The 26,679-nt window shown below is 71.8% G+C and carries 23 protein-coding genes; 19 read left to right on the top strand and 4 right to left on the bottom strand.

Annotated elements, in window-relative coordinates:
- Nucleotides 1-449: 449 nt before the first annotated feature.
- From lepB (ACYVOO_RS01930) to ACYVOO_RS01890, 9 genes are all read left to right on the top strand, one after another.
- Nucleotides 450-1,520: a signal peptidase I gene (gene lepB / locus ACYVOO_RS01930; protein ID WP_461013937.1), complete on the top strand. Its 1,071-nt coding sequence runs from the start codon at nucleotides 450-452 to the stop codon at nucleotides 1,518-1,520.
- Nucleotides 1,453-2,619, top strand: coding sequence for a signal peptidase I (gene lepB / locus ACYVOO_RS01925; protein WP_461013906.1), 1,167 nt, complete (start codon nucleotides 1,453-1,455; stop codon nucleotides 2,617-2,619). The genes lepB (ACYVOO_RS01930) and lepB (ACYVOO_RS01925) overlap by 68 nt, the downstream gene beginning before the upstream one ends.
- A gap of 114 nt (nucleotides 2,620-2,733) precedes the next feature.
- Nucleotides 2,734-3,465 (top strand): signal peptidase I, encoded by a 732-nt coding sequence (gene lepB / locus ACYVOO_RS01920; protein ID WP_461013905.1) that lies wholly within the window; start codon nucleotides 2,734-2,736, stop codon nucleotides 3,463-3,465.
- Nucleotides 3,466-3,504: 39 nt separating this feature from the next.
- Nucleotides 3,505-3,828, top strand: a complete 324-nt coding sequence (locus tag ACYVOO_RS01915) for a DUF2469 domain-containing protein (protein WP_453349836.1) — start codon at nucleotides 3,505-3,507, stop codon at nucleotides 3,826-3,828.
- A 179-nt stretch (nucleotides 3,829-4,007) separates the two neighbouring features.
- Complete coding sequence (locus ACYVOO_RS01910; RefSeq protein WP_453349837.1) at nucleotides 4,008-4,391, top strand: YraN family protein; 384 nt, start codon at nucleotides 4,008-4,010, stop codon at nucleotides 4,389-4,391.
- 1 nt (nucleotide 4,392) lies between these two features.
- On the top strand, nucleotides 4,393-5,997 hold the full coding sequence (locus ACYVOO_RS01905) for a YifB family Mg chelatase-like AAA ATPase (protein ID WP_461013904.1): 1,605 nt from the start codon (nucleotides 4,393-4,395) through the stop codon (nucleotides 5,995-5,997).
- Entirely contained in the window at nucleotides 5,994-7,145 is a 1,152-nt protein-coding gene (dprA, locus tag ACYVOO_RS01900; RefSeq protein ID WP_461013903.1) for a DNA-processing protein DprA, read from the top strand. Before ACYVOO_RS01905 ends, dprA begins: the two co-directional genes overlap by 4 nt.
- Nucleotides 7,146-7,417: 272 nt before the next feature.
- Complete coding sequence (gene whiG, locus ACYVOO_RS01895; protein WP_461013902.1) at nucleotides 7,418-8,263, top strand: RNA polymerase sigma factor WhiG; 846 nt, start codon at nucleotides 7,418-7,420, stop codon at nucleotides 8,261-8,263.
- Between the two features lie 71 nt (nucleotides 8,264-8,334).
- A complete protein-coding gene (locus ACYVOO_RS01890) occupies nucleotides 8,335-8,874 on the top strand; it encodes a TetR/AcrR family transcriptional regulator (protein ID WP_453349859.1) in 540 nt (179 codons plus the stop codon).
- Here ACYVOO_RS01890 and ACYVOO_RS01885 read toward each other — a convergent pair.
- Nucleotides 8,828-9,919, bottom strand: coding sequence for a murein hydrolase activator EnvC family protein (locus tag ACYVOO_RS01885; protein WP_461013901.1), 1,092 nt, complete (start codon nucleotides 9,917-9,919; stop codon nucleotides 8,828-8,830). The two genes, ACYVOO_RS01890 and ACYVOO_RS01885, sit on opposite strands and share 47 nt — an antisense overlap.
- Before the next feature lie 426 nt (nucleotides 9,920-10,345).
- On the opposite strand from ACYVOO_RS01885, the gene rpsB reads away from it, so the two are divergent.
- The 10 genes from rpsB to ACYVOO_RS01835 all read left to right on the top strand — a co-directional run bounded on the left by rpsB (nucleotide 10,346) and on the right by ACYVOO_RS01835 (nucleotide 21,585).
- On the top strand, nucleotides 10,346-11,278 hold the full coding sequence (gene rpsB, locus ACYVOO_RS01880; RefSeq protein ID WP_461013900.1) for a 30S ribosomal protein S2: 933 nt from the start codon (nucleotides 10,346-10,348) through the stop codon (nucleotides 11,276-11,278).
- Nucleotides 11,279-11,454: 176 nt separating this feature from the next.
- On the top strand, nucleotides 11,455-12,291 hold the full coding sequence (tsf, locus tag ACYVOO_RS01875; protein ID WP_453349843.1) for a translation elongation factor Ts: 837 nt from the start codon (nucleotides 11,455-11,457) through the stop codon (nucleotides 12,289-12,291).
- Between the two features lie 225 nt (nucleotides 12,292-12,516).
- The gene (gene pyrH, locus ACYVOO_RS01870) at nucleotides 12,517-13,290 is read left to right on the top strand and encodes a UMP kinase (RefSeq protein ID WP_453349844.1); all 774 of its coding nucleotides are present in this window, start codon (nucleotides 12,517-12,519) and stop codon (nucleotides 13,288-13,290) included.
- 250 nt (nucleotides 13,291-13,540) lie between these two features.
- Nucleotides 13,541-14,098, top strand: a complete 558-nt coding sequence (gene frr, locus ACYVOO_RS01865; RefSeq protein WP_453349845.1) for a ribosome recycling factor — start codon at nucleotides 13,541-13,543, stop codon at nucleotides 14,096-14,098.
- 47 nt (nucleotides 14,099-14,145) lie between these two features.
- Complete coding sequence (locus tag ACYVOO_RS01860) at nucleotides 14,146-15,390, top strand: phosphatidate cytidylyltransferase (protein ID WP_461013899.1); 1,245 nt, start codon at nucleotides 14,146-14,148, stop codon at nucleotides 15,388-15,390.
- 180 nt (nucleotides 15,391-15,570) lie between these two features.
- The gene (locus ACYVOO_RS01855; RefSeq protein ID WP_461013898.1) at nucleotides 15,571-16,371 is read left to right on the top strand and encodes a hypothetical protein; all 801 of its coding nucleotides are present in this window, start codon (nucleotides 15,571-15,573) and stop codon (nucleotides 16,369-16,371) included.
- An 88-nt stretch (nucleotides 16,372-16,459) separates the two neighbouring features.
- Nucleotides 16,460-17,596 carry a dual-specificity RNA methyltransferase RlmN gene (gene rlmN / locus ACYVOO_RS01850; protein WP_461013897.1) on the top strand — a complete coding sequence of 379 codons (1,137 nt, stop codon included), beginning with the start codon at nucleotides 16,460-16,462 and terminating at the stop codon, nucleotides 17,594-17,596.
- A gap of 223 nt (nucleotides 17,597-17,819) precedes the next feature.
- Complete coding sequence (locus ACYVOO_RS01845; RefSeq protein WP_461013936.1) at nucleotides 17,820-18,896, top strand: thiamine ABC transporter substrate-binding protein; 1,077 nt, start codon at nucleotides 17,820-17,822, stop codon at nucleotides 18,894-18,896.
- Between the two features lie 50 nt (nucleotides 18,897-18,946).
- Nucleotides 18,947-20,557, top strand: coding sequence for an ABC transporter permease (locus ACYVOO_RS01840; RefSeq protein WP_461013935.1), 1,611 nt, complete (start codon nucleotides 18,947-18,949; stop codon nucleotides 20,555-20,557).
- Nucleotides 20,557-21,585 carry an ABC transporter ATP-binding protein gene (locus tag ACYVOO_RS01835; RefSeq protein ID WP_461013896.1) on the top strand — a complete coding sequence of 343 codons (1,029 nt, stop codon included), beginning with the start codon at nucleotides 20,557-20,559 and terminating at the stop codon, nucleotides 21,583-21,585. Before ACYVOO_RS01840 ends, ACYVOO_RS01835 begins: the two co-directional genes overlap by 1 nt.
- Before the next feature lie 92 nt (nucleotides 21,586-21,677).
- On the opposite strand, the gene ACYVOO_RS01830 is transcribed toward ACYVOO_RS01835, so the two are convergent.
- The 3 genes from ACYVOO_RS01830 to ACYVOO_RS01820 form a co-directional block, all read right to left on the bottom strand.
- Entirely contained in the window at nucleotides 21,678-22,697 is a 1,020-nt protein-coding gene (locus tag ACYVOO_RS01830; RefSeq protein ID WP_461013895.1) for an ATP-binding protein, read from the bottom strand.
- 150 nt (nucleotides 22,698-22,847) lie between these two features.
- On the bottom strand, nucleotides 22,848-25,376 hold the full coding sequence (locus ACYVOO_RS01825; protein ID WP_461013894.1) for an ATP-binding protein: 2,529 nt from the start codon (nucleotides 25,374-25,376) through the stop codon (nucleotides 22,848-22,850).
- A gap of 94 nt (nucleotides 25,377-25,470) precedes the next feature.
- Nucleotides 25,471-26,574 carry an LOG family protein gene (locus ACYVOO_RS01820; protein ID WP_461013893.1) on the bottom strand — a complete coding sequence of 368 codons (1,104 nt, stop codon included), beginning with the start codon at nucleotides 26,572-26,574 and terminating at the stop codon, nucleotides 25,471-25,473.
- Nucleotides 26,575-26,679: the final 105 nt, after the last annotated feature.

Here is a 26,679-nt window from a genome sequence, read left to right as displayed (position 1 = left end):
GGCGCGGGCGCCGGTACGCGTACGGCGTGCCGAGCGACGATGACAGCGATTACGACGAGCACGACGACTACGGCCACGGCGACGGTGACCCCGGCGGCCGTCACATCGGCGGAAGCAGCGGTAACGGTTACGGCAGCAGCAACGGTTACGGCAACGGCCACGGGAACGGTTACGCCGGGGGCGACGCGCCCCTCAACGGCCGCCCGCCCCAGCCCGGTTACCCCCAGGGCGGCGCCAACGGGAGCGGCTACGGCCCCACGGGTGCGTACGAGTACAGCGAGCCCTTCGACTACACCGGCAACGGGTACGGGTCGGGGAACGGGTACGGCGCTGGTGGCGCCGGGACCGGGCAGGGGCCCGGAAACGGCTATGTGAACGGGGCCGGAGGGGGCGCGGACCCTGGCGGGCGGGCCGCCGCCTGGCCACCGGCCGGCGTGGGCGGCGAGACGATGCGCCTGGGCACGCAGGTGCCGCGCCCGCCAGGGTCCCTGGCGCCCCCGCACGGGGACGCGCACGCGGGACCCGGCGCCGAGGACGCGGAGGACGCTCCGGAGGCGGCCACCGGACGCCTGGAGCCGCTGCGGGGGCCCGGTGAGGGCAGGGCGGACAGGCGCAGGGCGGCGAAGCGCATCAAGCGGCGCAGAAGGCTGTCGGCGACCAAAGAGATACCCATCCTCATCGTCGTCGCGCTGCTCATCGCCCTGGTGCTCAAGACGTTCCTGGTGCAGGCGTTCGTCATCCCCTCCGGGTCGATGGAGCAGACGATCAAGATCGGCGACCGCGTGCTCGTCGACAAGCTGACGCCCTGGTTCGGGTCGAAGCCCGAGCGCGGTGACGTGGTCGTCTTCAAGGACCCGGGCGGCTGGCTCGAAGGCGAGAAGAAGCCGACGGGCGACGACCCCATCGGGGTCAAGCAGGTCAAGGAGTTCCTGACCTTCATCGGCCTGTTGCCCTCCGACGACGAACAGGACCTGATCAAGCGCGTCGTCGGGGTCGGCGGCGACAGGGTCAAGTGCTGTGACAAGGACGGCCGGGTCACCGTCAACGGCACCCCGCTCGACGAGCCGTATCTGCACCCCGGCAACAAGCCGTCCGAGATGGACTTCGATGTGACGGTCCCCGTCGGCAAGGTTTTCGTGATGGGCGATCACCGCGCCAACTCGGCGGACTCCCGCTACCACCTGAGAGACCCGGGCAAAGGCACGATTCCCGAGGACCTGGTGCTGGGCCGCGCGGTCGTGATCGCCTGGCCGTTCGACCACTGGCGTCGCCTGGAGGAACCGGAGACCTATGCTTCGGTACCTGACGCGCGTGGCGCGGCGGACTCGGCGTCGGCCATTGGCGACAATCGAGTGACGCAACTCCCGATTCCTGCGGAACTCCCGCTCGTTATGGGAGTGGTGGGCCTGTACCGGGTCTCGGGCAGGCGGCAGCGCGGTGTAAGGAGTGATTGTGGGGGACTTGGCGGTCGGCGCTCGGTCCGGTTCCGGCGACGGAGACCCGGAGGACCGGCGTCCTGACGCACCCGACGTACCCGACGTACCCGAACAGACTGTGGCGCACGGTTCGGCGCCGACCGCGGAGAGAGGCAGTGGCGACAGCGTGAGTTCGGGTGCGAGTGAGGCCCCCCAGGGCGGCGGCGAGTACGGCGAGGCCGCGGCCGACCGCCCCGTCGGACCCGGGACAGGGCCCGCACCCGGACCCGGCGACGGTGACGGGGACGGCGAGGGCCGCGACGGTGGCTCGGGCCATGGCCCCGGCAACGGTTTCGGGCCCGGCGGAGGCAAGGCCAAGCGCGCCGGTTCTGCCAAGTCGCGCTCCTTCTGGAAGGAGCTGCCGCTGCTGATCCTCATCGCCCTGGTGCTCGCCCTGCTGATCAAGACGTTCCTGGTGCAGGCGTTCTCGATCCCCTCGAACTCGATGCAGGACACGTTGCAGCAGGGCGACAGGGTGCTGGTCGACAAGCTGACGCCGTGGTTCGGGTCCAAGCCCGAACGCGGCGAGGTCGTCGTCTTCCACGATCCGGGCGGCTGGCTCAACGAGTCGCCCATGGCGCAGCCCAGCGGGATCGGCGGCGCCGTCCAGGAGGGGCTCAGCTTCATCGGACTGATGCCCTCCGCCGAGGAGAAGGACCTGATCAAGCGCGTCATCGCCGTCGGCGGTGACACGGTGGAGTGCAAGGAGAGCGGCCCGGTCAAGGTCAACGGCAAGGCGCTCAAGGAGGACTCCTACCTCTTCCCGGGCAACACCCCGTGCGGCGACCGCCCCTTCGGCCCCATCAAGATCCCCCAGGGCAAGCTGTGGGTGATGGGCGACCACCGTCAGGACTCCCTCGACTCGCGCTACCACCAGGACCTGGCGGGCGGCGGCACGGTTCCCGAGGAGGAGGTCGTCGGCCGCGCGATCGTCGTGGCCTGGCCGGTCACCCGCTGGTCGACGCTGCCGGTGCCGGACACCTTCGAGCAGAAGGGCCTGGCGGCCAAGGCCGCGGCCACCGCACCGGCCGCGCTGGGCGTGGCCGGGGCCCTGCCGCTGGTGCTGTGGCGGCGCAGGCGTCTGACGCGTCAGGAGAGTCGGACGGGTGCGGAGGCCGGCGCTCCGGGCTCGGCCCGGGACTGAGGAACCGGTTGACGATCACGGGCTGACTCCCGTTCATACGCCCGGGTAGGGTGCGGCCAGACTTCTCAGCAGGGATCTTCTGAGGCCGACGCAGCCACCCGGGAGTGTGCACGTATGGGCAAGCCAGGACGTACCGCCGCCAGCCAGGGTGGCCGTGTGGGAAACGCGCTGTCCGGGCTGGCGGTGGCCCTTGGCTGTGTGCTCTTCCTCGGAGGCTTCGTCTGGGGCGCCGTGCTGTACCAGCCGTACACCGTGCCGACGGATTCCATGGACCCGACCGTCAAGGCCGGTGACCGTGTGCTGGCGGAGCGCATCGACGGCGACGAGGTACGGCGCGGGGACGTCGTGGTCTTCCAGGACTCCGTGTGGAGCGACGTGCCGATGGTCAAGCGGGTCGTCGGCGTCGGCGGCGACAAGGTCGCCTGCTGCGACAAGCAGGGCAGGCTGACGGTGAACGGCGAGTCCGTCGACGAGCCCTATCTGAAGGACCAGGGCCCGGACAGCCAGTCGCCCTTCAAGGAGACGACAGTCCCGCAGGACAAGCTGTTCCTCCTGGGGGACCACCGGATCGACTCCGTCGACTCGCGGGTCCACCTCCAGGACGGCGACCACGGTGCCGTGGCCCGTGCGGATGTGAACGCGCGGGTCGACGCCGTGGCGTGGCCCATGGACGGGTTCGGGATGCTGGCGCGGCCCGGAGGCTTCGCCGCCATGCCCGGCGGAATCTCGGAACAGGGCCCGCTCCGGCCGGTCGCGATCGCGACCGTCGCGGGCGCTGTGCTGATCCTGGCCGGAGCCGCGTACGGGCCGATCGCGCGGCGGGCCGGACGAGGCGGTCGGGACTGACGCACAATGGGGGGACGCACGGCTGAAGGGGAACATGCCATGAGCGCCGAGGACCTCGAAAAGTACGAGACCGAGATGGAGCTGAAGCTCTACCGGGAGTATCGGGACGTCGTCGGTCTGTTCAAGTACGTGATCGAGACGGAGCGGCGTTTCTATCTCACCAACGACTACGAGATGCAGGTGCACTCGGTACAGGGTGAGGTGTTCTTCGAGGTCTCGATGGCCGACGCCTGGGTCTGGGACATGTACAGGCCGGCGCGGTTCGTGAAGCAGGTCCGCGTGCTCACGTTCAAGGACGTGAATATCGAGGAGCTGAACAAGAGCGACCTCGATCTCCCGGAGGACTCCGGCTTCAACGGCTGAGCCGCGCGCCGAGCCGCCTGTCCCGCCCGGTCCCAGTCCCAGACTCGGTTCCGGTCCGCCTTCGCCCTCACCCACAACGGTGAGGGCGTTTTCCACAGTCGCCGGGTTGTCCCCGGAAAACCTCCAAGATCCCTGAGTCGCCTCCGCTGCCGTCACAGTCAGTGACGGAGGTGGTGCGCATGAGCGCCCGTGGAGCACTCGGTCGTTACGGCGAGGATCTGGCAGCCAGGCGGCTGCGTGAGACAGGAATGGCCGTTCTCGAGCGCAACTGGCGCTGCGTCGAGGGCGAGGTGGACATCGTCGCCCGGGACGCGGACGCCCTGGTGATCTGTGAGGTCAAGACCCGCCGTGCCCGTCGGCACGGGACGTACGAACATCCGATGGCCGCACTCACCCCGGCCAAGGCCGCCCGGCTGCGGCGGCTCGCCTCGCGCTGGCTGAGCGAGCGGTGGGTCGCGCGGTACGGCGCTCCGCCGCGTGGCGGGGTGCGGATCGATCTCGTCGGGGTGCTGCTCCCCGACCGCGGGGCGCCGCTGGTGCAGCACGCGAAGGGGGTGGCCTGAGATGGGGTTCGCGCGCACGTGCTCGGTGGCGCTCGTCGGCGTGGAGGGCGTCCCCGTCGAGGTCCAGGCGGATCTGGAGCCGGGAGTCGCCACGTTCACGCTGGTGGGGCTGCCGGACAAGAGCCTGACCGAGAGCAGGGACCGGGTGCGGGCCGCGGTGGTCAACTCGGGCGCTGAGTGGCCGCAGAAGAAGCTGACCGTGGGGCTCAGTCCCGCCTCAGTGCCCAAGAGCGGCAGCGGGTTCGACATCGCCGTCGCCTGCGCCGTCCTCGCCGCGGCCGAGCGGATCGATCCGCGCTCCATCGCCGATCTGATGATGATCGGCGAGCTGGGGCTCGACGGCATGGTGCGCCCCGTCCGGGGCGTCCTCCCCGCCGTGCTGGCGGCGGCGGACGCGGGGTATCGCCGTGTCGTCGTGCCCGAGGCGGCAGCTGCCGAGGCTTCCCTGGTTCCGGACGTCACCGTGCTGGGCGTCCGCAGCCTCCGGCAGCTCATCGCGCTGCTCACCGACGAGCCGGTGCCGGAGGAGGACACCCCGGTGGAGGAGGGGCGTCCGGACCCGTTCGTCGCGGGGCTCTCCGTGCCCGCGGCCGGCCTGGGCATGGGGCGCGGGGAGCATCTGATGGACATGCGGGACGTGGCCGGTCAGTCCGAGGCCAGGCGGGCCCTGGAGGTCGCGGCGGCGGGGCGGCACCACATCTTCTTCAAGGGGCCGCCGGGGGCGGGCAAGACGATGCTGGCCGAGCGCCTGCCCGGGCTGCTGCCACCGCTCAGCTCGAAGGAGTCGCTGGAGGTCACCGCGGTCCACTCGGTGGCCGGGCTGCTGCCTCCGGGGCAGCCGCTCGTGGCCAGGCCGCCGTACTGCGCGCCGCACCACTCGGCGACGATGGCGGCGCTCGTCGGCGGCGGCAGCGGACTGCCGCATCCCGGCGCGGTCTCGCTGGCGCACCACGGAGTGCTGTTCCTGGACGAGGCGGCCGAATGCAGTGTCCGTGTGCTCGACGCGATGCGCCAGCCCCTGGAGTCCGGGCACGTCGTCGTGGCCAGGGCGGCCGGAATGCTGCGGATGCCGGCACGGTTCCTGCTGGTCCTCGCGGCGAACCCCTGTCCCTGCGGGCGGCACGGCATACGGGACGAAGGATGCGAGTGCGGGCCCGCCTCCGTCAGGCGTTATCGCGCGAGGCTGTCCGGGCCGCTGATGGACCGCGTCGATCTGCGCATCCAGGTCGCGCCCCTCTCCCGCGCTGAGCTGGTCTCCCACGAGGGCACGGCGGAGTCCACGGCCGTCGTCGCGGAGCGCGTCCTGGCCGCGCGCGAGCGGGCCGCCGCGCGTTACGCGCAGACGCCCTGGACGACCAACAGCGAGGTGCCAGGGCATGAGCTGCGCACCCGCTGGCCCGTCGTGCCGGGTGCGCTCGGTCACGCGGAGGAGGACATGGAGCGCGGGCTCCTGACCGCGCGCGGCCTGGACCGGGTGCTGCGCGTGGCCTGGACGGTGGCCGATCTCGCGGGCCACGACCGCCCGACGGAGCAGGACGTCAACTGGGCGCTGGAACTGCGCACGGGCATCCGCCGTGGCGCCCCACGGGCCGGGAGCCCCGTATGACCGGTCACGACGAGGGGGACAGGCTCGCCCGTGCCGCGCTGACGCGGATCGCGGAACCGGGTGACGAACTGGTAGGGGGCTGGCTGCGGACCTACGGCGCGCGGGAGGTCGTGGACGCACTGACCGGTGAGGGTGCGCCGCTGGACGGGGCGAGCGAGCGGCGCTGGTCGGGGCTGCGGATACGGGCCAGGCGGGCTGAGGAGGGGCAGCCCGAAGCCGATCTGGAGAGGGTGCGGGCCGTCGGGGGACGCTTTCTGTGCCCCGGGGACGCGGAGTGGCCGGCGCAGCTCGACGATCTTGCCGACGCCCGCCCGTTCGGGATATGGGTGCGCGGCGAGCCCTCACTGCGGTTCTGGGCGCTGCGGTCGGTCGCGGTGGTGGGATCCAGGGCCTGCACGGACTACGGCGCGCATGTCGCCGCTGTGCTGGGCTCCGGACTGGCGGGGCGCGGGTGGACGGTGGTGTCGGGTGGCGCGTACGGGATCGACGGCGCCGCACACCGGGGCGCGCTGGCCGGGGGCGGGCCGACGGCGTGCGTGCTGGCCTGCGGGGTCGATGTGGCGTATCCGCCCGGGCACGGGGCGCTGATCCGGCGCATCGGGGAAGAGGGCCTGCTCCTCGCGGAGTTGCCGCCGGGCGACCACCCGACACGGAGCCGTTTCGTGCTGCGGAACAGGGTGATCGCCGCCCTGACCCGGGGCACCGTCGTCGTCGAGGCGGCGCTGCGCAGCGGTGCGCTGGTGACGGCGCGGTCGGCGCGGCGCATGGGGCGGCTGGTGATGGGGACGCCGGGGCCGGTCACCTCGTCGCTGTCGGCGGGGGTGCACGGGCTCCTCCGGGAGGAGGAGAGCTTCGTGGTCACCGATGCGCCGGAAGTGATCGAACTCGTCGGGGACATGGGGGAGCTGGCCCCCGCGCGGCGCGGAGCCGATCTGCCACGGGACGCCCTGCCCCAGGAGGCCGCACGCGTGCTGGAGGCGATGCCCGCGCGGGGCGCCAGTGATCCCCTCACCCTGGCCCGGGCGGCGGGTGTGGCGGGCGAGGTCACCCTCGTACGCCTCCATGAGCTGCGCGCCCTGGGCTTCGTCGAACGCACCGGCGAGGGCTGGCAGTTGGCACGGAGGAGGGACGGAAACACCAACGAGTGATAAACGGGTGCTTGACCAGTGGATATCGAGTGAAAAGGTGATACGCATGCGTTTGCCCGCCCGCCCCATACCCCGGACGCCTGTGGTGGGCGCTGGCGTGCTCGTCACACCGGCGTGCGGGCAGCGGAACGTATCTGCGCATGCCAGACCGAACGCACATCGCGCACTGCGACGGCTTAGTCACGCTACGCTCACATCGAGTCTGAAAGTGACACACGATCACGACTTCTCCCCTTAACGCCCTCCTCGGCAGAAATGACACAAGGCGACGAATGCCCCAGCACATCTCCGGGTCTGACCGCACCGCCCCTGGCGCGGCACCGACCGCAGTCGATGACGCCGTGTCCAGTGCTGCTCCCACCGCGCTGGACAAGCTGTGGCGGGCGTACAAGACCACGGGCGACGACAAGCTGCGGGAGCAGTTGATCCTGCACTACTCGCCGCTGGTGAAGTACGTCGCGGGGCGCGTCAGTGTGGGGCTGCCGCCCAATGTGGAACAGGCGGACTTCGTGTCCTCCGGCGTCTTCGGGCTGATCGACGCGATCGAGAAGTTCGACCCCGGCCGCTCCATCAAGTTCGAGACGTACGCGATCACCAGGATCCGCGGCGCCATGATCGACGAGCTGCGCGCCCTGGACTGGATCCCCAGGTCCGTGCGCCAGAAGGCCCGCGCGGTCGAGCGCGCCTACGCGACGCTGGAGGCCAGCCTGCGACGCAGTCCCTCCGAGGCGGAGGTCGCGGCGGAGATGGACATTCCGCTGGAGGAACTGCACGGCGTTTTCAGCCAGTTGTCACTGGCCAATGTCGTCGCCCTGGAGGAACTCCTCCACGCGGGAGGCGAGGGCGGCGACCGGCTCAGCCTGATGGACACCCTGGAGGACACGGCCGCCGACAATCCGGTCGAGGTCGCCGAGGACCGCGAGCTGCGCAGGCTGCTGGCCCGCGCGATCAACACCCTTCCGGAGCGGGAGAAAACGGTGGTCACGCTCTACTACTACGAAGGACTCACACTGGCGGAAATCGGCCAGGTTCTCGGGGTCACCGAGAGCCGGGTGAGCCAGATCCACACCAAGTCCGTCCTGCAATTGCGCGCCAAGCTTGCCGACGTGGGTCGCTGAATCGGTACTGCTCTCCGTAAGGTAGGGGGGTGCCCAGGATTCGAGCGGCCTCTGTGGCCGAGCACCGCACCATGCAGCGCGCGGCTCTGCTGGACGCTGCCCGCTCGCTGCTGTCCGAAGGCGGTACGGAGGCGTTGACCTTCCCCGCCCTCGCCCAGCGCACGGGTCTCGCGCGCTCCTCCGTCTACGAGTACTTCCGCTCCCGGGCGGCCGTCGTCGAGGAACTGTGCGCGGTCGACTTCCCGGTCTGGGCGGCCGAGGTCGAGGCCGCGATGGCCGCCGCGGGGACGCCGGAGGCCCAGATCGAGGCGTACGTGAGACGACAGCTCGCCCTCGTCGGCGACCGTCGGCACCGCGCCGTCGTCGCCATCTCCGCGGGAGAGCTGGACGCGGGGGCGCGGGAGAAGATCCGCGCCGCGCACGGCGGGTTGATCGCCATGGTCGTCGAGGCCCTCGGCGCCCTCGGGCACGAGCAGCCCAGGCTGGCCGCGATGCTGTTGCAGGGCGTGGTGGATGCCGCGGTGCGACGCATCGAGCTGGGAGCCGCGGAGGATCCCGCGCAGATCACGGAGGCCGCCGTGTCGATGGCCCTCCGAGGCGTCCGCGGCTGACCTTCCCGCCCTGCCCCTCCTGCCCGGCCGATGCCCGGGTGTCCTCTTCGGCTGTGGAGGTTCCGGCCCGAGGCCGGGGCCTGACCCGGCCGCGTCCGGCCCCCGCGACGCGTGTTCCCGCCCTCGCGCCGCGCATCCCGCATCCCCGTACGAGGCGTGCGTGCGCCCACAGCGCCGTCCCGCACAGGGCTGCCGCCGAGGCTGCCAGGGGCACCGTCGACGTGGCATCATCCCCTCCCGTCCGCCCCGCCGCCGAGGCGTGGGCCAGCCCCGGTTCCAGTGGCGGCGCCCCTCGCCCAGGGCCCCGCGACGGGGGCAGGGGAACCCCGAACACGGGGAGGAGGCGTGCGGCGCCTCCCCTCAGCAGGGCGTACGGCAGCAGGCTGAGGGGGTCGAGGTAGCGATCGCCGCGCAGAAGTCCCCAGTGGAGGCAGCCCTCCTCGCAGTGGAACGGGCCGGGGGCCAGCCTGCCGACCTCTTCGCCCGCGCTCACGCGGTCGCCCTTGCGCGCTGACGGGCGCACGGGTTCATAGGTGGTGCGGAGGGGCGGGCTGCCCGAGCCTGTGAGCTGGACCGAGATCACGCCTCTGCCCGCCACCTTGCCCGCGAAGACGACCCTGCCGGGTGCGGCGGCGCGGACCGCTTGGCCGGGGCGTGCGGTCAGGTCCACCCCGCGATGACCGGCCGCCCACGGCTCGGGAGGGAGCTCCCAGCCCCGGACGACCACCGGTCGCAGTGCTCTGTGAGCGCCCTCGACCGGCCATGCCCGGTCACCCCTGTCCGGCCTGGCCTCCCCGTCGGCCACTGGGGCGGCCTTCGCGGGCTCCGCAGCCTCCGCTCGCGCAGGCGGAACCCGCGCGAAGAGCACCGCGGCCGCCATGAGGCACAGCGTGAGGGCGATCACGGGCGTGATCAGCGCGGGACGTGCGCGGCGCGGTCTCGGCGCGGCGCGCTCCGCGCGGGGCGTCAGCCCTCCGCCGCTCCTGGACGGGCGCAGGGGCAGATGCGTGAACGGCCTCATGGGCAGGTGCGTGGGCGGGCTCATGGGCAGACCGTCCCGCGTCCCGGCCGACGGCAGGGATCATGGAGAATTTCCGTGGACGACCGGGCGGATGTGGACAACGCCGTCACCCGCGAGGGGGACGGGCGGACTCCGCGCGGGGGAGCCACGGGAGGCCCGCCGGAGGCGATCTGCACAGACTCGTCACACGGCACGCACACCCCCGCGTCCGGGGGCGGCCTGCCGTGGGGGCGCGGCACACTTCCGCGGTCCCGTACACTGCTGAGTGCGGCCCGGGTGACCGGGCTGACTTCGCACGCCCCGCCACCCTCACCCGGTGGCCGCGCATCTCGGTCCTCGGGAAGGCCCTTCACCAGGCATTTCCCCGGCATTGCGCGTCAGGGGCGTCAGGCAAGCGGCGGCCGACCGGGCCGTCGCTGACGACAACCGAGTACCTCAAGGAGAACGGCCATGGCCGTCGTCACGATGCGGGAGCTGCTGGAGAGCGGCGTCCACTTCGGGCACCAGACCCGCCGCTGGAACCCGAAGATGAAGCGCTTCATCTTCACCGAGCGCAACGGCATTTACATCATCGACCTGCTCCAGTCGCTGTCGTACATCGACCGCGCCTACGAGTTCGTCAAGGAGACCGTCGCCCACGGCGGCTCCATCATGTTCGTCGGCACGAAGAAGCAGGCCCAGGAGGCCATCGCCGAGCAGGCCACCCGCGTGGGCATGCCCTACGTGAACCAGCGCTGGCTCGGCGGCATGCTGACCAACTTCTCGACCGTCTACAAGCGCCTTCAGCGCCTGAAGGAGCTTGAGCAGATCGACTTCGAGGATGTGGCCGCCTCCGGCCTCACCAAGAAGGAGCTGCTCGTCCTCTCCCGCGAGAAGGCGAAGCTGGAGAAGACCCTCGGTGGTATCCGCGAGATGCAGAAGGTGCCCAGCGCCGTCTGGATCGTGGACACCAAGAAGGAGCACATCGCCGTCGGTGAGGCGCGCAAGCTCAACATCCCGGTGGTCGCGATCCTCGACACCAACTGCGACCCCGACGAGGTCGACTACAAGATCCCGGGCAACGACGACGCGATCCGCTCCGTCACGCTGCTGACCCGCGTGATCGCCGACGCCGTCGCCGAGGGCCTCATCGCCCGCTCCGGTGCCGCCGAGGCCGCCAAGGGCGGCGAGAAGCCCGCCGAGCCGCTGGCCGAGTGGGAGCGCGAGCTGCTGGAGGGCGAGAAGGCGGAGAAGCCCGAGGACGCCGAGAAGCCCGCGGCGACCGAGGCCCCCGCAGCCGAGGCCGCGCAGCCCGAGGCCGAGGCCGAGGTGCAGTCCTCGCCCGAGACCGAGAAGGCCGCCGACGCCGAGCAGGCCGACGAGAAGTCCGCCGAGCAGGGCTGACTCACCGCAGGCGAGCTGCTTCCACGCTCATGCGTGACAGGTGATACGGCGGGGGCGATCAGTCCCCGCCGTATCACCGTGGAGCACCTGGGACCCGCTCCCGATCTGCCCGGCCCCGCCGCACTCCGAGCAGACCGACCATCCTCATCGACTTTTCGAGAAGAGATTCACAGACCATGGCGAACTACACCGCCGCTGACGTCAAGAAGCTCCGTGAGCTCACCGGTGCCGGCATGATGGACTGCAAGAAGGCGCTGGACGAGGCCGAGGGCAGCGTCGACAAGGCTGTCGAGATCCTCCGCGTCAAGGGCCAGAAGGGCGTCGCCAAGCGCGAGAGCCGTACCGCCGAGAACGGCGCGGTCGTGGCCCTCATCGCCGACGACAACACCTCCGGCGTGCTCGTCGAGCTGAAGTGCGAGACCGACTTCGTCGCCAAGGGCGACAAGTTCGTCGCCGCCGCCGAGGCCATCGCCGCGCACGTCGCCGCGACCTCCCCGGCCGACATCGAGGCCCTCCGCTCCTCCGAGATCGAGCCCGGCAAGACGGTCCAGGCGTTCGTCGACGAGGCCAACGCCACCCTCGGCGAGAAGATCGTCCTCGACCGCTTCGCGCAGTTCTCCGGTGGCTACGTCGGCTCGTACCTGCACCGCACCAGCCCGGACCTGCCCCCGCAGGTCGGCGTCCTCGTCGAGCTGGACAAGGAGAACGCCGAGATCGCGAAGGACGTCGCGCAGCACATCGCGGCCTTCTCCCCGAAGTTCCTCTCCCGTGAGGACATCCCCGCCGAGACGGTCGAGAACGAGCGCCGTATCGCCGAGGAGACCGCCCGCGAGGAGGGCAAGCCGGAGCAGGCGCTGCCGAAGATCGTCGAGGGCCGGGTCACGGGCTTCTTCAAGGAGAACGCTCTCCTGGACCAGCCCTTCGCCAAGGACAACAAGAAGTCCGTCCAGAAGATCCTGGACGAGGCCGGTGTCACGCTGAAGGGCTTCGCCCGCTTCCGCGTCGGCGCCTGACGACACCCCGTACACCCCGTACACCCCGTACGACCGTACGACCACGTACGTCGCACGCCGCCCCGCGCACGCACGGCGAGCAGGTCGTGCCGCGGGACGCGGTACGCGCCCGATAAGGTCGGGCACAGGGCAGTTGTGACGAGGAGGCCATTGCCGGAAAGGGAACCTGCGGGGATCCGACGGCAATGGCCTCCTTCGTCTGTGCACGATGCACGAGGAGAACTCATGAGCAAGGACACCGAAACCGACAAGGACGGCGTCGGCGTCGGCCGCGGCGGAAGGCGACGGTTTCTGCTGAAGCTGTCCGGCGAGGCGTTCGCCGGGGGCGGGGGCCTCGGTGTCGATCCCGACGTCGTGCACAAGGTCGCCCGTGAGATCGCCTCGGTCGTCCGCGACGGCGCGGAGATCGCCGTCGTCATCGGCGGCGGCAACTTCTTCCGCGGCGCGGAGCTTCAGCAGCGCGGCATGGACCGGGCACGCTCCGACTACATGGGCATGCTCGGCACGGTCATGAACTGCCTCGCCCTCCAGGACTTCCTAGAGAAGGAGGGCATCGACTCCCGCGTCCAGACCGCCATCACCATGGGGCAGGTCGCGGAGCCGTACATCCCGCTGCGCGCCGTACGGCACCTGGAGAAGGGACGCGTCGTCATCTTCGGCGCGGGCATGGGCATGCCGTACTTCTCCACCGACACCACCGCCGCGCAGCGCGCCCTGGAGATCGAGGCCGAGGCGCTGCTGATGGGCAAGAACGGCGTGGACGGGGTCTACGACTCCGACCCGGCGAAGAACGCCGACGCGGTGAAGTTCGACGCCCTGGAGTACGGCGAGGTCATCACGAGGGACCTCAAGGTCGCCGACGCCACGGCCATTACGCTCTGCCGCGACAACAAACTGCCCATCCTGGTCTTCGAACTGCTCGCCGAGGGCAATATCGCTCGCGCGGTGAAGGGTGAGAAGATCGGCACCTTGGTGAGCAACCAGGGCACCCGCCACTGAGGTCCGGCACCGACAGTCAGCACTTACGGTCAGTATGGAAGGTCCGGTACTGACGGGCCGGTACTGGCGGGCCGGTACTGACGGTTCGCCGCTGAAGGACCGCCACTGACGGTCCGGCGCGTTCGGCGCGTTCGGCAACACCGTGCCTGCGGAAGGGCACGGCACGGGGATGGACAACCGCCTGCCGGTCGGACACCGTGCAGGCATCAGGGCTATTCGCAACGCTCATTCATCGAACCAGGAGCACGTGGTGATCGAAGAGACCCTCCTCGAAGCCGAGGAGAAGATGGAGAAGGCGGTCGTCGTCGCCAAGGAGGACTTCGCCGCGATTCGTACAGGGCGTGCGCACCCGGCGATGTTCAACAAGATCGTGGCGGAGTACTACGGCACGCTGACTCCCATCAACCAACTGGCGTCGTTCTCGGTGCCGGAGCCGCGCATGGCGGTGGTGACCCCGTTCGACAAGAGCGCGCTGCGCAACATCGAGCAGGCGATCCGCGACTCCGACCTGGGCGTCAACCCGTCGAACGACGGCCACCTCATCCGGGTGACGTTCCCCGAGCTGACCGAGGAGCGCCGCAAGGAGTTCATCAAGGTCGCGAAGAGCAAGGGCGAGGACGCGAAGATCTCCGTCCGCAGCGTCCGCCGCAAGGCCAAGGAGACCATCGACAAGGCCATCAAGGACGGCGACGTCGGCGAGGACGAGGGCCGTCGCGCGGAGAAGGAACTCGACGACACCACGTCCAAGTACGTGGCGCAGATCGACGAGCTGCTCAAGCACAAGGAGTCGGAGCTGCTTGAGGTCTGAGTTCAGAGTTCGCTGAGGTCCAAGGTCAAGGTCTAAGGCTGCAATCCGTGAACGACTCATCCTGGGGAGCTCCGCCGCCGAGCGCCGGATTCCGGGGTCCTCCCGACCAGGGGCCCGCCGCACCGGCGGGTCCCGCGCACGAGGGCGGCGACGCGTCGCAGACTCGGCGTATGCCCATCGTGTCCGACCCAGGGGGTCCCGGCAGCCTTGGCGGTGGCGGACAGGACGACGACCGCCACTCCCCCGGCGGCCGTCAGCGCCGCCCCGACCACCACGGCGGCTCCGGCCGCCCTGACCAGCACGATCCGTCCACGGGCGCGCCCATGGGCGGGTACGTGGAGGGGCCCGGGTACGGGTCCGCTGACGGCCATGTGAACGGTTCCGCCGGGGGCGCCGGAGACGGCAGCGCCCTGGCGCACGGGGGAGCGGGCGCCGACGCGCAGGCGCCCGCGGCCGACGCACCCCGTAGCGGCAAGAAGCGCGCCGGCCGCGATCTGGGGGCCGCGATAGGGGTCGGCCTCGGCCTCGGCGCGGTGGTCCTCGCCTCCCTCTTCGTCTACAAGCCGGTCTTCGTCGGCGTCATCGTCGTCGCCGTCGTGGTCGGCCTGTGGGAACTCACCTCGCGCTTCGCCGAGCGCAAGGACATCAAGGCGCCGCTGGTGCCGCTCGCCGTGGGCGGTGCGGCGATGATCGTCGCGGGATACGTACGGGGCGCGGACGGCGCCTGGGTCGCCATGGCGCTGACCGCGCTGGCCGTCCTCGTCTGGCGGATGACCGAGTCTCCGCACGACTACCTGCGAGACGTCACCGCGGGCGTCTTCGCGGCGTTCTACGTCCCCTTTCTGGCCACGTTCGTCGCGCTGATGCTGGCCGCCGACGACGGCCCGTGGCGGGTGCTGACGTTCCTGCTGCTGACGGTCGTCAGCGACACGGGCGCGTACGCGGTGGGCTGGCGCTTCGGCACGCACAAGCTGGCGCCGCGCATCAGCCCCGGCAAGACCAGGGAGGGGCTCGTCGGCGCCATCGCCTTCGCCATGGCGGCGGGCGCCCTGTGCATGCAGTTCCTGATCGACGACGGCACCTGGTGGCAGGGGCTCCTGGTGGGCCTCGCGGTCGCGACGAGCGCGACGCTGGGTGACCTGGGGGAGTCGATGATGAAGCGGGACCTGGGCATCAAGGACATGGGCACACTGCTGCCCGGCCACGGCGGCATCATGGACCGCCTCGACTCCCTGCTGCCGACGGCGCCCGTGGTGTGGCTGCTGTTCGTGGTGTTCGTGGGCGCTGGCTGATCCTCTCCGGTTCTGCGTGGGCGGGGCGGTGGGGCTGGGCTGTGCGCGTTGGTGCCGGTGGGGGCGTGTGAACCGCTCCCGCCCAGGTCCCGTAGTCCCGTAGGAGACGTGCCGGGCAGGCGGCACCGCTGTACGACAGCTCGCGGGAACGGGAAAGCGGGAACGGGAAAGGGGACAAGGGTGTCTGTTCAGGAGCGTGCGCCCTCCTCGCAAGGTGAGCCGCCTGCGAAGCGCTTCTCGCCGAAGCCGCCGTCCGAGCGCCTCGGGTCGGAGCACCTCGCGTCCCAGCGCCCCTCGCACGATCCCACGGCCAAGCGCGTTCTCCCGGAGTCCGTCGAGCGCTACCTGCCGCAGCAGCCCGAGTCTGCCGACGAGGCGCAGGCCGTCGAGGCGCAGGAGGCCGTCGACGGGCAGGCGGCGGACCTTCAGGCATGGCACCAGGAGCGCGCGAAGGAAGAGGCCATCGAGGTTGGCCTGACCAAGAACCTCGCCACCATGGAGGCGACGCAGGTACTGGAGACCCAGCAGCGGGCGGCGGACAACCCGGGGAGCCGGGGGCACGCCGCGGACGCGGCCGAGTCCCACAGGCGGTGGGCGGTGCGGGACCAGGACTACGAAGAGGCGAAGAGCTTCGCGGCCGATGAGCGGGCCCGAGCGGCGGTGGCCGGGAAGGAAGCCCGCGAAGCGCAGCGCGCACAGGGCAAACAGGACCCGCAGAGCGGGACGGCGTCTCCGGCGAGCGAGGCGGAGTTCCCGAGCACCCAGCGGGCGGCCCAGGCGAGGGTCAACCCGGCGAGCCCGGGCTCCGGCCAGGCGTCAGCGGTCGCTTCGCCTGTCAACGCCACGGCCGTCCGCGCGCACAGCCCGACGCGCGCCAGGGGAGGCCCCTCCCGGGGCACGATGCCCACGTCGGCGACCCGCCCGCCTCTCGCCCCGACCCGCGCTCGCAGCGGCGGTGCGCCCGCGCGCGGCAGGCGCTGAGACGAGCGGTGCCGCCGTCCCGGGGTGATCGCCCCCACCCCGCGCGGGGCCAGGGACACCCTCCCCCGTCTGCCACACTGGATGGACCATGCCTGCACCCGGAGAACTCACTTTCGTCGCGCCGCGCGGGGCCAAGAAGCCGCCGCGGCATCTTGCTGATCTCACTCCCGAGGAGCGCCGTGAGGCGGTTGCCGCGGTGGGGGAGAAGCCGTTTCGTGCCAAGCAGATCTCGCGGCACTACTTCTCGCGGCTGGTCCATGACCCCGCGGAGTGGACCGACGTTCCGGCCGCGGCGCGCGAGAAGCTGGCGGCCGAGCTGCTGCCGGAGCTGATGAGCGTGGTGCGGCACATCAGCTGTGACGACGACACCACCCGTAAGACGCTGTGGAAGCTGCACGACGGGACGCTGGTCGAGTCCGTGCTGATGCGGTACCCGGACCGGGCCACCATGTGCATCAGCTCGCAGGCCGGCTGCGGCATGAACTGCCCGTTCTGCGCGACGGGCCAGGCGGGGCTGGACCGGAACCTGTCGACGGCCGAGATCGTGCACCAGATCGTCGACGGCATCCGGGCGCTGCGCGACGGGGAGGTGCCAGGGGGTACCTCCCAGGCCGGAGGCTCTGGGGGAGGGCCCGCGCGCCTGTCCAACATCGTCTTCATGGGCATGGGCGAGCCGCTCGCCAACTACAAGCGCGTCGTCGGCGCCATCCGGCGGCTGACGGACCCCGAGCCCGACGGGCTCGGCCTCTCGCAGCGCGGGATCACCGTGTCCACCGTCGGCCTCGTCCCCGCGATGCTCCGCTTCGCCGACGAGGGCTTCAAGTGCCGCCTCGCCGTCTCGCTGCACGCGCCTGACGACGAGCTGCGCGACACCCTCGTCCCCGTCAACACCCGCTGGAAGGTCCGCGAGGTGCTGGACGCGGCCTGGGAGTATGCGGCCAAGTCCGGGCGCCGTATCTCCATCGAGTACGCGCTGATCAAGGACATCAACGACCAGGCGTGGCGCGCCGACCTGCTCGGGCGGCTGCTCAAGGGCAAGCGGGTGCACGTCAACCTGATCCCGCTCAACCCGACGCCCGGTTCCAAGTGGACCGCCTCGCGCCCCGAGGACGAGGCCGAGTTCGTGCGGACCCTCGCCTCGCACGGCGTGCCCGTGACCGTACGGGACACCCGCGGCCAGGAGATCGACGGCGCCTGCGGACAGCTCGCCGCCACCGAGCGCTGACCCCTCCGGGGCCGTCCTCTCGTGCCCCGACGCTGATACTGTTCGAAAAGGTGTCGATACTCACCGGCCGTGCCACCGAAGGCGGCCGATGAGTATCGGCACCGCCCACAACACACCGACAGGGGAGCGCTCACAGCGCTGAGAGTGCGGACGCGGACGTCGCGTCACCGCAGACCCTCGAACCTCGCCCGGGTCATGCCGGGTAGGAAGTCGAATGATCAGCATGCACAAGTCCGCGCGGCACACCGCTGCCGCCGTCACCGTCGTCCTCGCCCTCGTGGGCACCCTCGCCGCCTGCGGCGGGGAGTCCGGGAGCGGCGGCTCCAAGACGGTCACTCTCGTGACCCACGACTCCTTCGCGGCCTCGAAGTCCGTGCTCAAGGAGTTCACGAAGAAGACCGGCTACAAGGTCGACGTCCTGCGCGGCGGCGACGCGGGCGCCGCCGTCAACCAGGCGGTGCTCAACAAGGGCAACCCCCAGGGTGACGTCTTCTTCGGCGTCGACAACACGCTCCTCTCGCGCCCCCTCGACGAGGGCGTCTTCGCGCCCTACCGCGCCAAGGACCTCGACAAGGTCCCCGAGAAGCTCCAGCTCGACGCGGAAAAGCACCGGGTCACGCCCATCGACACCGGCGACATCTGCGTCAACTACGACCGCGCGTACTTCGAGAAGAAGAAGCTCGACCCGCCCAGGACGCTGGACGACCTCACGAAGCCCGCGTACAAGAACCTCCTGGTCACCCCGAACGCCGCCACGTCCTCGCCCGGCCTCGGCTTCCTCCTCGCCACCGTCGACAAGTACGGCGACGACGGCTGGCAGGACTACTGGAAGAAGCTCAGGTCCAACGGGGTCGAGGTCACCGACGGCTGGGAGCAGGCGTACAACGACCGGTTCTCCGGCTCGCGCGGCGGCAAGGGCAAGGGGGACAGGCCGCTCGTCGTCTCGTACGCCTCCAGTCCCCCGGTCGAGGTACTGGACAAGAAGCCGCGGCCCGCTCAGGCGCCGACCGGCATCGCGAAGGACACCTGCTTCCGGCAGACCGAGTTCGCCGGGCTGCTCAAGGGCGCGGGGAACGAGAAGGGCGGCAAGGCGCTGCTGGACTTCCTCCTCAGCAAGAGGTTTCAGGAGGACATGCCGCTTCAGATGTTCGTGAACCCGGTCCGTGACGACGCCGAGGTACCGGAGCTGTTCACCAAGTACGGGGAGACCGTCGACGACCCGGCGGCGCTGGCACCGGAGCGGATCGCCGCGCACCGCGAGCAGTGGATCAAGTCGTGGACCTCGCTCGTCGTGAAGTAGCAGCGGGCAGGGGCGCGGGCGCGCGCGCCACCTGGACGCGGCTCGGGCTCATGGCTGTGCCCGCCGCGTTCTTCGCGCTCTTCTTCGCCTACCCCGTCGTCGCCATCGTCGGCCGAGGGCTCCGCCCCGACGGGCAGTGGCACGTGGGGCGGCTCGGCCAGGTGCTCGGCGACCCCGACGTGCTGCGCGTCCTGTGGTTCACGCTCTGGCAGGCGGGCGCCTCGACCGCGCTGACGCTCGCCCTGGCGCTCCCCGGCGCCTACGTCTTCGCGCGCTTCGCCTTCCCCGGCAAGCAACTGCTGCGCGCCGTGCTGACGGTGCCGTTCGTGCTGCCCACCGTCGTCGTGGGCTCGGCCTTCCTGGCGCTCCTGGGGCGCGGCGGGCTGCTCGACGAGTGGTTCGGGGTGCGGCTGGACACCAGCGTGTGGGCCATCCTCCTCGCGCACGTCTTCCTCAACTACGCGGTCGTCCTGCGCACCGTCGGCGGACTCTGGTCCCAGCTCGACCCGCGCCAGGAGGAGGCCGCGCGGGTGCTGGGCGCGGGCCGCTTCGCCGCGTGGCGCCGGGTGACCCTGCCCGCGCTGGCACCGTCCGTCGGCGCGGCGGCACTGATCGTCTTCCTGTTCACCTTCACCTCCTTCGGCGTCATCCAGGTCCTCGGCGGACCCCGCTACGCCACCCTCGAAGTGGAGATCTACCGCCAGACCGCGGCCCTGCTGGACCTGCCCGTCGCCGCCGTCCTCACCCTGACGCAGTTCGCCGCCGTGGCCGCGCTCCTCGGTGTGCACGCGTGGTCCGTGCGCAGGCGGGAGTCCGCGCTGCGGCTGGTCCCCGCGGAGCAGACCGCGCGCCGCCCCTCGGGCGCGGGCCAGTGGACGCTGCTGTGGTCCGTGCTGACGCCGACCGTGCTGCTGGTCCTGACGCCGCTCGCCGTGCTCGTGGAGCGCTCCCTCGACACCCCGGAGGGCTACGGCTTCGGCTTCTACCGCGCCCTGGGCTCCGTGTCCGACGGCGGCACGTTCGTCGTCGCGCCCGTCGAGGCCATCGGCAACTCCCTCGCCTACGCGGCCGTCGCCACCCTCATCGCCCTCGCCGTCGGCGGGCTCGCCGCGGCGGCGCTCACCCGGCGGGCCGGGCGGCTGGTGCGCGGGTTCGACGCGATGCTCATGCTGCCGCTGGGCACCTCGGCCGTCACCGTCGGCTTCGGCTTCCTCATCGCCCTGGACGAGCCGCCCCTCGACCTGCGCTCCTCCTGGATCCTCGTCCCCCTGGCGCAGGCGCTGGTGGGGGTGCCCTTCGTCGTACGGACGATGCTGCCCGTGCTGCGTGCCGTGGACGCCAGGCTGCGGGAGGCGGCGGCGGTGCTGGGGGCCTCGCCGCTGCGGGCCTGGCGCGAGGTGGACCTGCCGCTGGTGCGCAGGGCGCTGCTGGTCGCGGCGGGCTTCGCCTTCGCCGTCTCGCTCGGCGAGTTCGGCGCGACGGTGTTCATCGCGCGGCCCGACGCGCCCACCCTGCCCGTCGCCGTCGCCCGCTTCCTGGGGCGCGCGGGCGAGCTGAACTACGGCCAGGCGATGGCCCTGAGCACCCTGCTGATGCTGGTGTGCGCGGGCACGCTGCTGGCGCTGGAACGCATCCGTACCGACCGCTCGGGAGAGTTCTGATGTTGCGTCTGGACGGAGTGACCGTCCGCTTCGGCGACCGCGCGGCCCTTGACTCCGTCGGCCTTGAAGTGGCCGAGCACGAGACGGTGTGCGTGCTGGGGCCCAGCGGCAGCGGCAAGTCGACGCTGCTGCGCGTCGTCGCGGGGCTCCAGGAGGCCGACGAGGGCAGGGTGCTGCTCTCGGGGCGCGACCAGTCGGGGGTGCCGCCGCACAAGCGGGGCGTCGGCCTCATGTTCCAGGACCACCAGCTCTTCCCGCAGCGTGACGTCGGCGGCAACGTGGCCTTCGGACTGCGGATGCACGGCACGGACAAGGCCGCTTCGGCTGCGCGGGTCGGCGAACTCCTCGACCTCGTCGGCCTCCCGGGGGCGCAGCGGCGCGCGGTGGCCGCGCTGTCCGGGGGCGAGCAGCAGCGCGTCGCGCTCGCCCGCGCGCTCGCGCCGCAGCCCCGGCTGCTGATGCTGGACGAGCCGCTGGGCCAGCTCGACCGCAGCCTGCGCGAGCGCCTCGTCGTCGAACTCCGCGCCCTGTTCCACCGCCTGGGCACCACCGTCCTCGCCGTCACGCACGACCAGGGCGAGGCGTTCGCGCTCGCGGACCGCGTCGTCGTGATGCGCGACGGGCGTGTCGCGCAGGCGGGCACCCCGCTGGAGGTGTGGCGCCGCCCGGCCTCGGAGTTCGTGGCGCGCTTCCTGGGCTTTGACAACGTCGTGGCGGCCACCGTGGAGGGCGAGGCCGCCGTGACGCCCTGGGGCAAGCTGCCGGTGCCCGGCGGTACGGAGCAGGGCGACTGCCTGCTGCTCGTCCGCCCCACCGGGGTGCGGCTGACAGCGCCCGAGGACGGGCTGCGCTGCGCCGTGGAGGCCCGCACCTTCCGGGGCGGCAGCGCCTCGGCCGTGACGCTGCTGCTGCGGCCCGGGGACGGGCCGGTGCTGGAAGCCTCCTGCGGGCTGCGCGAGGCGCCGGAGCCGGGCGAGACGGTCGGCGTCACCTTCGACGCACGGGACGTCGTACGGCTGGAGGGCTGAGGGCCCTCACCGTAGGGGCCTGTACAGCTCCGTACCGCCCCGTACGAACCGCCCGAGCCACCTACGGCCCCCTCAGCGCCCGCCCGCCGCCCTCACAGCGCCCCCCGCGACCACAGCAGCACCCGCTCCAGCAGCCTGGCCTCCTCCCCCAGCCTGGCCAGCCACTCGGCGCCGTACTCCCGCACGGTGCGCGGCATCCGGATCAGCTCGGGCCTGCCCATCACATGGGAGAGCAGCCCTTGGCCGACCAGCCCCTCCACGGTCCGGCCGACGGCCGACCTGGGCAACTGCCTGTCGTGGCACACCGTCTCGGCCGCCGAGCGCGTGAACGTGCCCTCGAACGCGCTGAGCCGCGCCCACAGCAACCGCTCCTGCGGAGCGCACAGTTCATGGCTCAGCCCGTGACACCGGCGCAGGGTCCGGTGCCGCTCGGGCACGCCCTGGCCGCCGCCCGTCAGATCCAGGCAGGCGCCCGCGCGCGACAGCCGCACCAGCAGCTCGCGCGGCGTGCAGCCGGTGAGCTGGCCCGCGGCGAGGCCGACGGCGAGGGGCAGGCTGTCGAGGCGCAGACAGATGCGCCCGGCGGTGACCCTGTCCTCCTCGGCCGAGCCGAGCCGTACGCCGAGCTGACCGGCCCGCAGCTCGAACAGGGTGACGGCGTCGTCCAGGGCGAGCGGGGCCAGCGGCAGCACCGTCTCGCCCGCCGTGCCGAGCCTGCGCCGCGAGGTGGCCAGGACGCGCAGCCCCGGCACCTCCGTCAGGAGCCGCCCGATGGCGGCGGCGCAGGCGGCGGCGAGGTGTTCGCAGTGGTCGACGACGAGCAGTGTGCGCCGCTCGCCCAGCCCTTCGTCCCGCTGGGGGCCCAGGGCGTGGACGAGGGCGTGCCGCGTCAGGTCGGGGTCGCTGAGTTCGGACAGATCGACGGTGCCGATGGTGTGCCCGGTGCGGGCGATGCGCTCCACCGCCTCGGCGGCGAGCGCGCTCTTGCCGACGCCGCCCGGGCCGACGACCGTCACCAGCCGCGAGTCCCGCATCAGCCCGAGCAACCCCTCCGTCGCGGCCTCCCGGCCGATCAGACCTGGTCGCTCCGGTTGTTCGCTCCGTTGCCTCACGGCCCTTCCCCCGAAGATCCCTGGCATCACGATTCCGCTTCTGAACGCTGATTCCTCCATTGCCGTCAGCGTCGTCCAGGGGATGCCGTCCCGGCATCGGTCGGGGGGAGGGATAGGTATACGTACGTTTCGACGTGCGCCGGGAAGTGCCTAGGTATGGCGCGTACGTACCTCGCCGTCCCTGCCGAGGAGCGCGGTGATCTCGGCGCGGGAGGAGAAGCCCAGCTTGGCGAGGATGTGCTCGATATGCGCGTCGGCCGTGCGCTTCGAGATGACGAGCCGTTCCGCGATCTCCCGGTTCGACAGGCCCTCGGCGACCAGCCCCGCCACCTCGCGCTCGCGGCGGGTGAGCACCTCGGCCCCTGACCCGGCGCCGTCGGGGCCGCCCGCGCCGCCGGGGACGAGGGCGCGTGCGCCGTCGGCGCCGCCGCCCCACGCGGTCACCGGCCTGGCACCGGAGCGGTCCGAACGATCCGAACGATCCGAACGGTCCGCGCGGTCCGACTGGAGGGGCTGCCGGGGCACGGTGGGAAGCGTGTCGGTGTCGTTGGCGGCGAGCAGCACGGCCTGGGCCTGCGTGAGCTGCTTGCCCTGCCGCGACGTGCGCTCGAACCGCTCGTCGCCCAGCGCGTCCCTGAGCGTGGCCTCGACGGCCGCGTACACCAGTTGCAGCGCCTCGATGCCGCCGAACCTGGAGTCCCCGCACACGCGCCACTGCTCCAGGGAGGCGCCCAGCAGCCAGGCGGCGCGGCGGTGGCGGCCCTGTTCGGAGGAGACCCAGGCGAGCAGGCTGAGGCTGTAGGCGACGCCCATGACGTCGCCGATGTCGCCCTTGAGCTGCGCGGCGCGGCGTGCCGACTCCGCGCACTCCTCCCGCTGTCCGCGCAAGATGTAGGCGAACCCCTTCACGATCAGCAGATAGCCCTGGTTCCAGCGCTCTCTGCTGTCGGGCCCCAGCTCCCGCAGCCCCTCCTCGCAGGCGGCCAGCGCCTCGTCGGGGCGCCCCACCAGGGCGTGCGCGAGGCCCTTCGCGTAGCAGGCCATCACCAGGGGCAGCCGCTCGCCGGTCTTGCGGGCCAGGGCCACGGCCTCGTCGGTCAGGGTGAGGGCCCGTTCGTGGTCGCCGCTGAAGTTGTACGCCGCTCCCTCGAAGCCGACGGCCCAGGCGTGCGAGAGCCGGTCGCCGATGCGCTCGGCGAGCGCGCGGCCCTCGTGCAGGCGGGGCAGCGCGTCGTCGGGGCAGCCGAGCATGACGGCGAAGAACCCGTACCAGACGAGGGTCTTGGCGCGGTCCGGGCCCGAGCGTTCGCAGGGGGGCGCTGCCAGGGCCTTGTCCATCCAGTAGGTGCCCTCGGTGAGCAGCCCGCCGCAGGTCCAGTAGGGCCACATCGCCGCCGTCATCGCGAGCCCCCCGGCACGGTGGTCCGACGCGCCTTCCGTGGGGTCCTCCCCGTCGTCCCCGTCTTCCGTACGCGCGTCGTTCTCGACGGCGTACTCCAGCGCCGCGCGCAGGTTGTCGTGGTCGTCGGCCAGCGCGCTGTGCAGCGGGAACTGCTGGGAGGAGAGGAAGCGCCGCTCGAAGCCGAGGAGCCGGGCGCGGTAGTGGGCGATGTGGCGGTCGCGGCAGGCGGCGGTCTCGCCCAGCGACTCCAGCCACTCGGCGCCGTACTCGCGGATGGTGTCCAGCAGCCGGTAGCGGCTGGTGCCCCCGTTCTCGACGCGGAGCACGACGGACTTGTCGACGAGGCTGATCAGATGCTGCACCACCTCGCCTGGCGGCAGTTCGGGATCGGTGCACACCTCCTCGACGGCCGCCAGTTCGAAGGTGCCCGCGAAGACCGAAAGACGTGCCCACAGCAGCCGCTCCGGCGCGGTGCACAGCTCGTGGCTCCACCCGATGGTGGTACGCAGCGTCTGGTGCCGGGAGAGCGTGGTGAGACGGCCACCGGCCAGCAGCGCGAAGGTGTCGCCCAGCCGCTCGGCCAGCTCGTCCAGGGGCAGGGCGCGCAGCCGCACCGTGGCCAGCTCGATGGCCAGGGGGATGCCGTCGAGCCTGCGGCACAGCGCCACCGCCTGCGCGCGGTTGGCGTCCGTCAGCGTGAAGCCCGGAACCACGGCCGCAGCCCGTTCGGCGAACAGGGCCAGCGCGCCGCCGTCGCCCTCGCCCGGCTCGCCGGGGAGGGGGAGCGGCGGGACCGTCAGCACATGCTCGCCGGGGACGTCGAGGGGCTGGCGGCTGGTCGTCAGCAGCGTGAGTCCCGGCGCCTCGGGCAGCAGCAGATCGGCGAGCATCGCGCAGGAGTCCAGCACGTGTTCGCAGGTGTCCAGGATCAGCAGCAGCTCGCGCTCGGCGAGATACTCCACGACCAGGTCTATGCGCGGGCGCGAGCACTGTTCGGGCAGATCGAGGGCGGCGGCGATGGTGTGCGGCAGCAGCTCGGGGTCCTTGAGCCCGGACAGCTCGACCAGCCGCACACCGTCGGCGTACAGCTCGGCGCGCTCGATGGCGGAGTGCAGCGCGAGCCGGGTCTTGCCCACCCCGCCCGGGCCGACGAGGCTGACGAGCCGTGCCCGCTCCAGCGTTCTGCCCACGTCGGCCAGTTCGGCCGTTCTGCCCACGAAACTGGTGACCTGCGCGGGCAGTTGCCCGCTGCGGCGACCGCTGAACCCGAATGTCACGGCTTCTGCCCTCCCGGCCCGACGCTAAGGCGGCACCTTAGAGTACGCGCAACGCTACGCGTTGTGAGTGGGTGGCGTCGCCCTGAGGCGCAGGTCAGCCTTCGGTCAGCCGTTCCAGTGCCGCGGGAGCCTCCTCGACGGAGTCCACGAGCGCGATGCGCCGCTCCATGGGACGGCCCTGCGCGAGGGCGGTCAGCAGGGGCCAGGCGGGCAGCGTCTCCGTCCAGTGGGCCTTGTCCACGAGGACCATGGGGGTGGGTGCGCCGCGTGAGCCGTAGTAGTTCGGCGTCGCGTGGTCGAAGATCTCCTGTACGGTTCCGGCCGCGCCCGGCAGGAAGACCACCCCGGCGTTGGAGCGGGCCAGCAGGCCGTCCTCGCGGACCGCGTTCACGAAATATTTGGCGATGTGCTGGGCGAACGCGTTGGGCGGCTCGTGCCCGTAGAACCAGGTCGGGATGCCGACGGAGGCGCCGCCGCCCGGCCAGCCGTCGCGCACCTGGAAGGCGGCCTCGGCCCAGTCGCCGACGGAGGGCTCGAACGACGGGCTCTCGGCCAGCATCTCCAGCGCCTTGCTCAGCATGCCGTCGTCGAAGGGCGCCGCGTACGCGCCCAGGTTGGCCGCCTCCATGGCGCCCGGCCCGCCGCCCGTGGCGACGGTGTGACCCGCGCGCGTGAGGGCGCGCCCGAGGCGCGCCGCGCCCGCGTACGCGTCCGTGCCGCGCTTCAACTTGTGGCCGCCCATGACGCCGACCACGCGCGCTCCGACGAGGTGTTCGTCGAGCGCGTCGGAGACGGCGTCGTCGTGGACGGCGCGGAGCATCGAGGAGAAGACGTCGCCGTCGGCCTTCGTCCGCTGGAACCAGGCGTACGAGCGCGCGTCGGGCGTCGCCTCGTAGCCGCCGTCGGACAGGCCCTCGAACAGCTCCTCCGGCGAGTACAGGCGCCCGCGGTACGGGTCGAAGGGGACGCGCGGCACGGGCGGGAAGACCAGGCCCCCGCCGTCGCGTATCGCGGCCATCGCCTCCGGGGTCATCCGGCAGCCGAGGAAGACGGCGCCCTCGGTCTCGTGCGCGGCCGAGGTCAGCGCCTCGGTGCGGTCGCTGAGGTCGACGGACTGTACGCGCCAGCCGTTCAGCGAGCCGGTGCCCTCGATGACGTGGTCGAACTCTTCGAGGCTCTCGATCTCACGGTCAATCATCGGCCCAGGGTAGGTCGTTGGCCCTCGCGCGGGCACGGGATGTGACGTGGCGCGCACCCCGGGGCCGGGCGGCGGCGGGGTGCGGCGGCTCGGCGGGTCAGCGGG

This window comes from Streptomyces daliensis, assembly GCF_054782395.1.
This window is presented reverse-complemented; position numbering and strand designations above follow the sequence as displayed.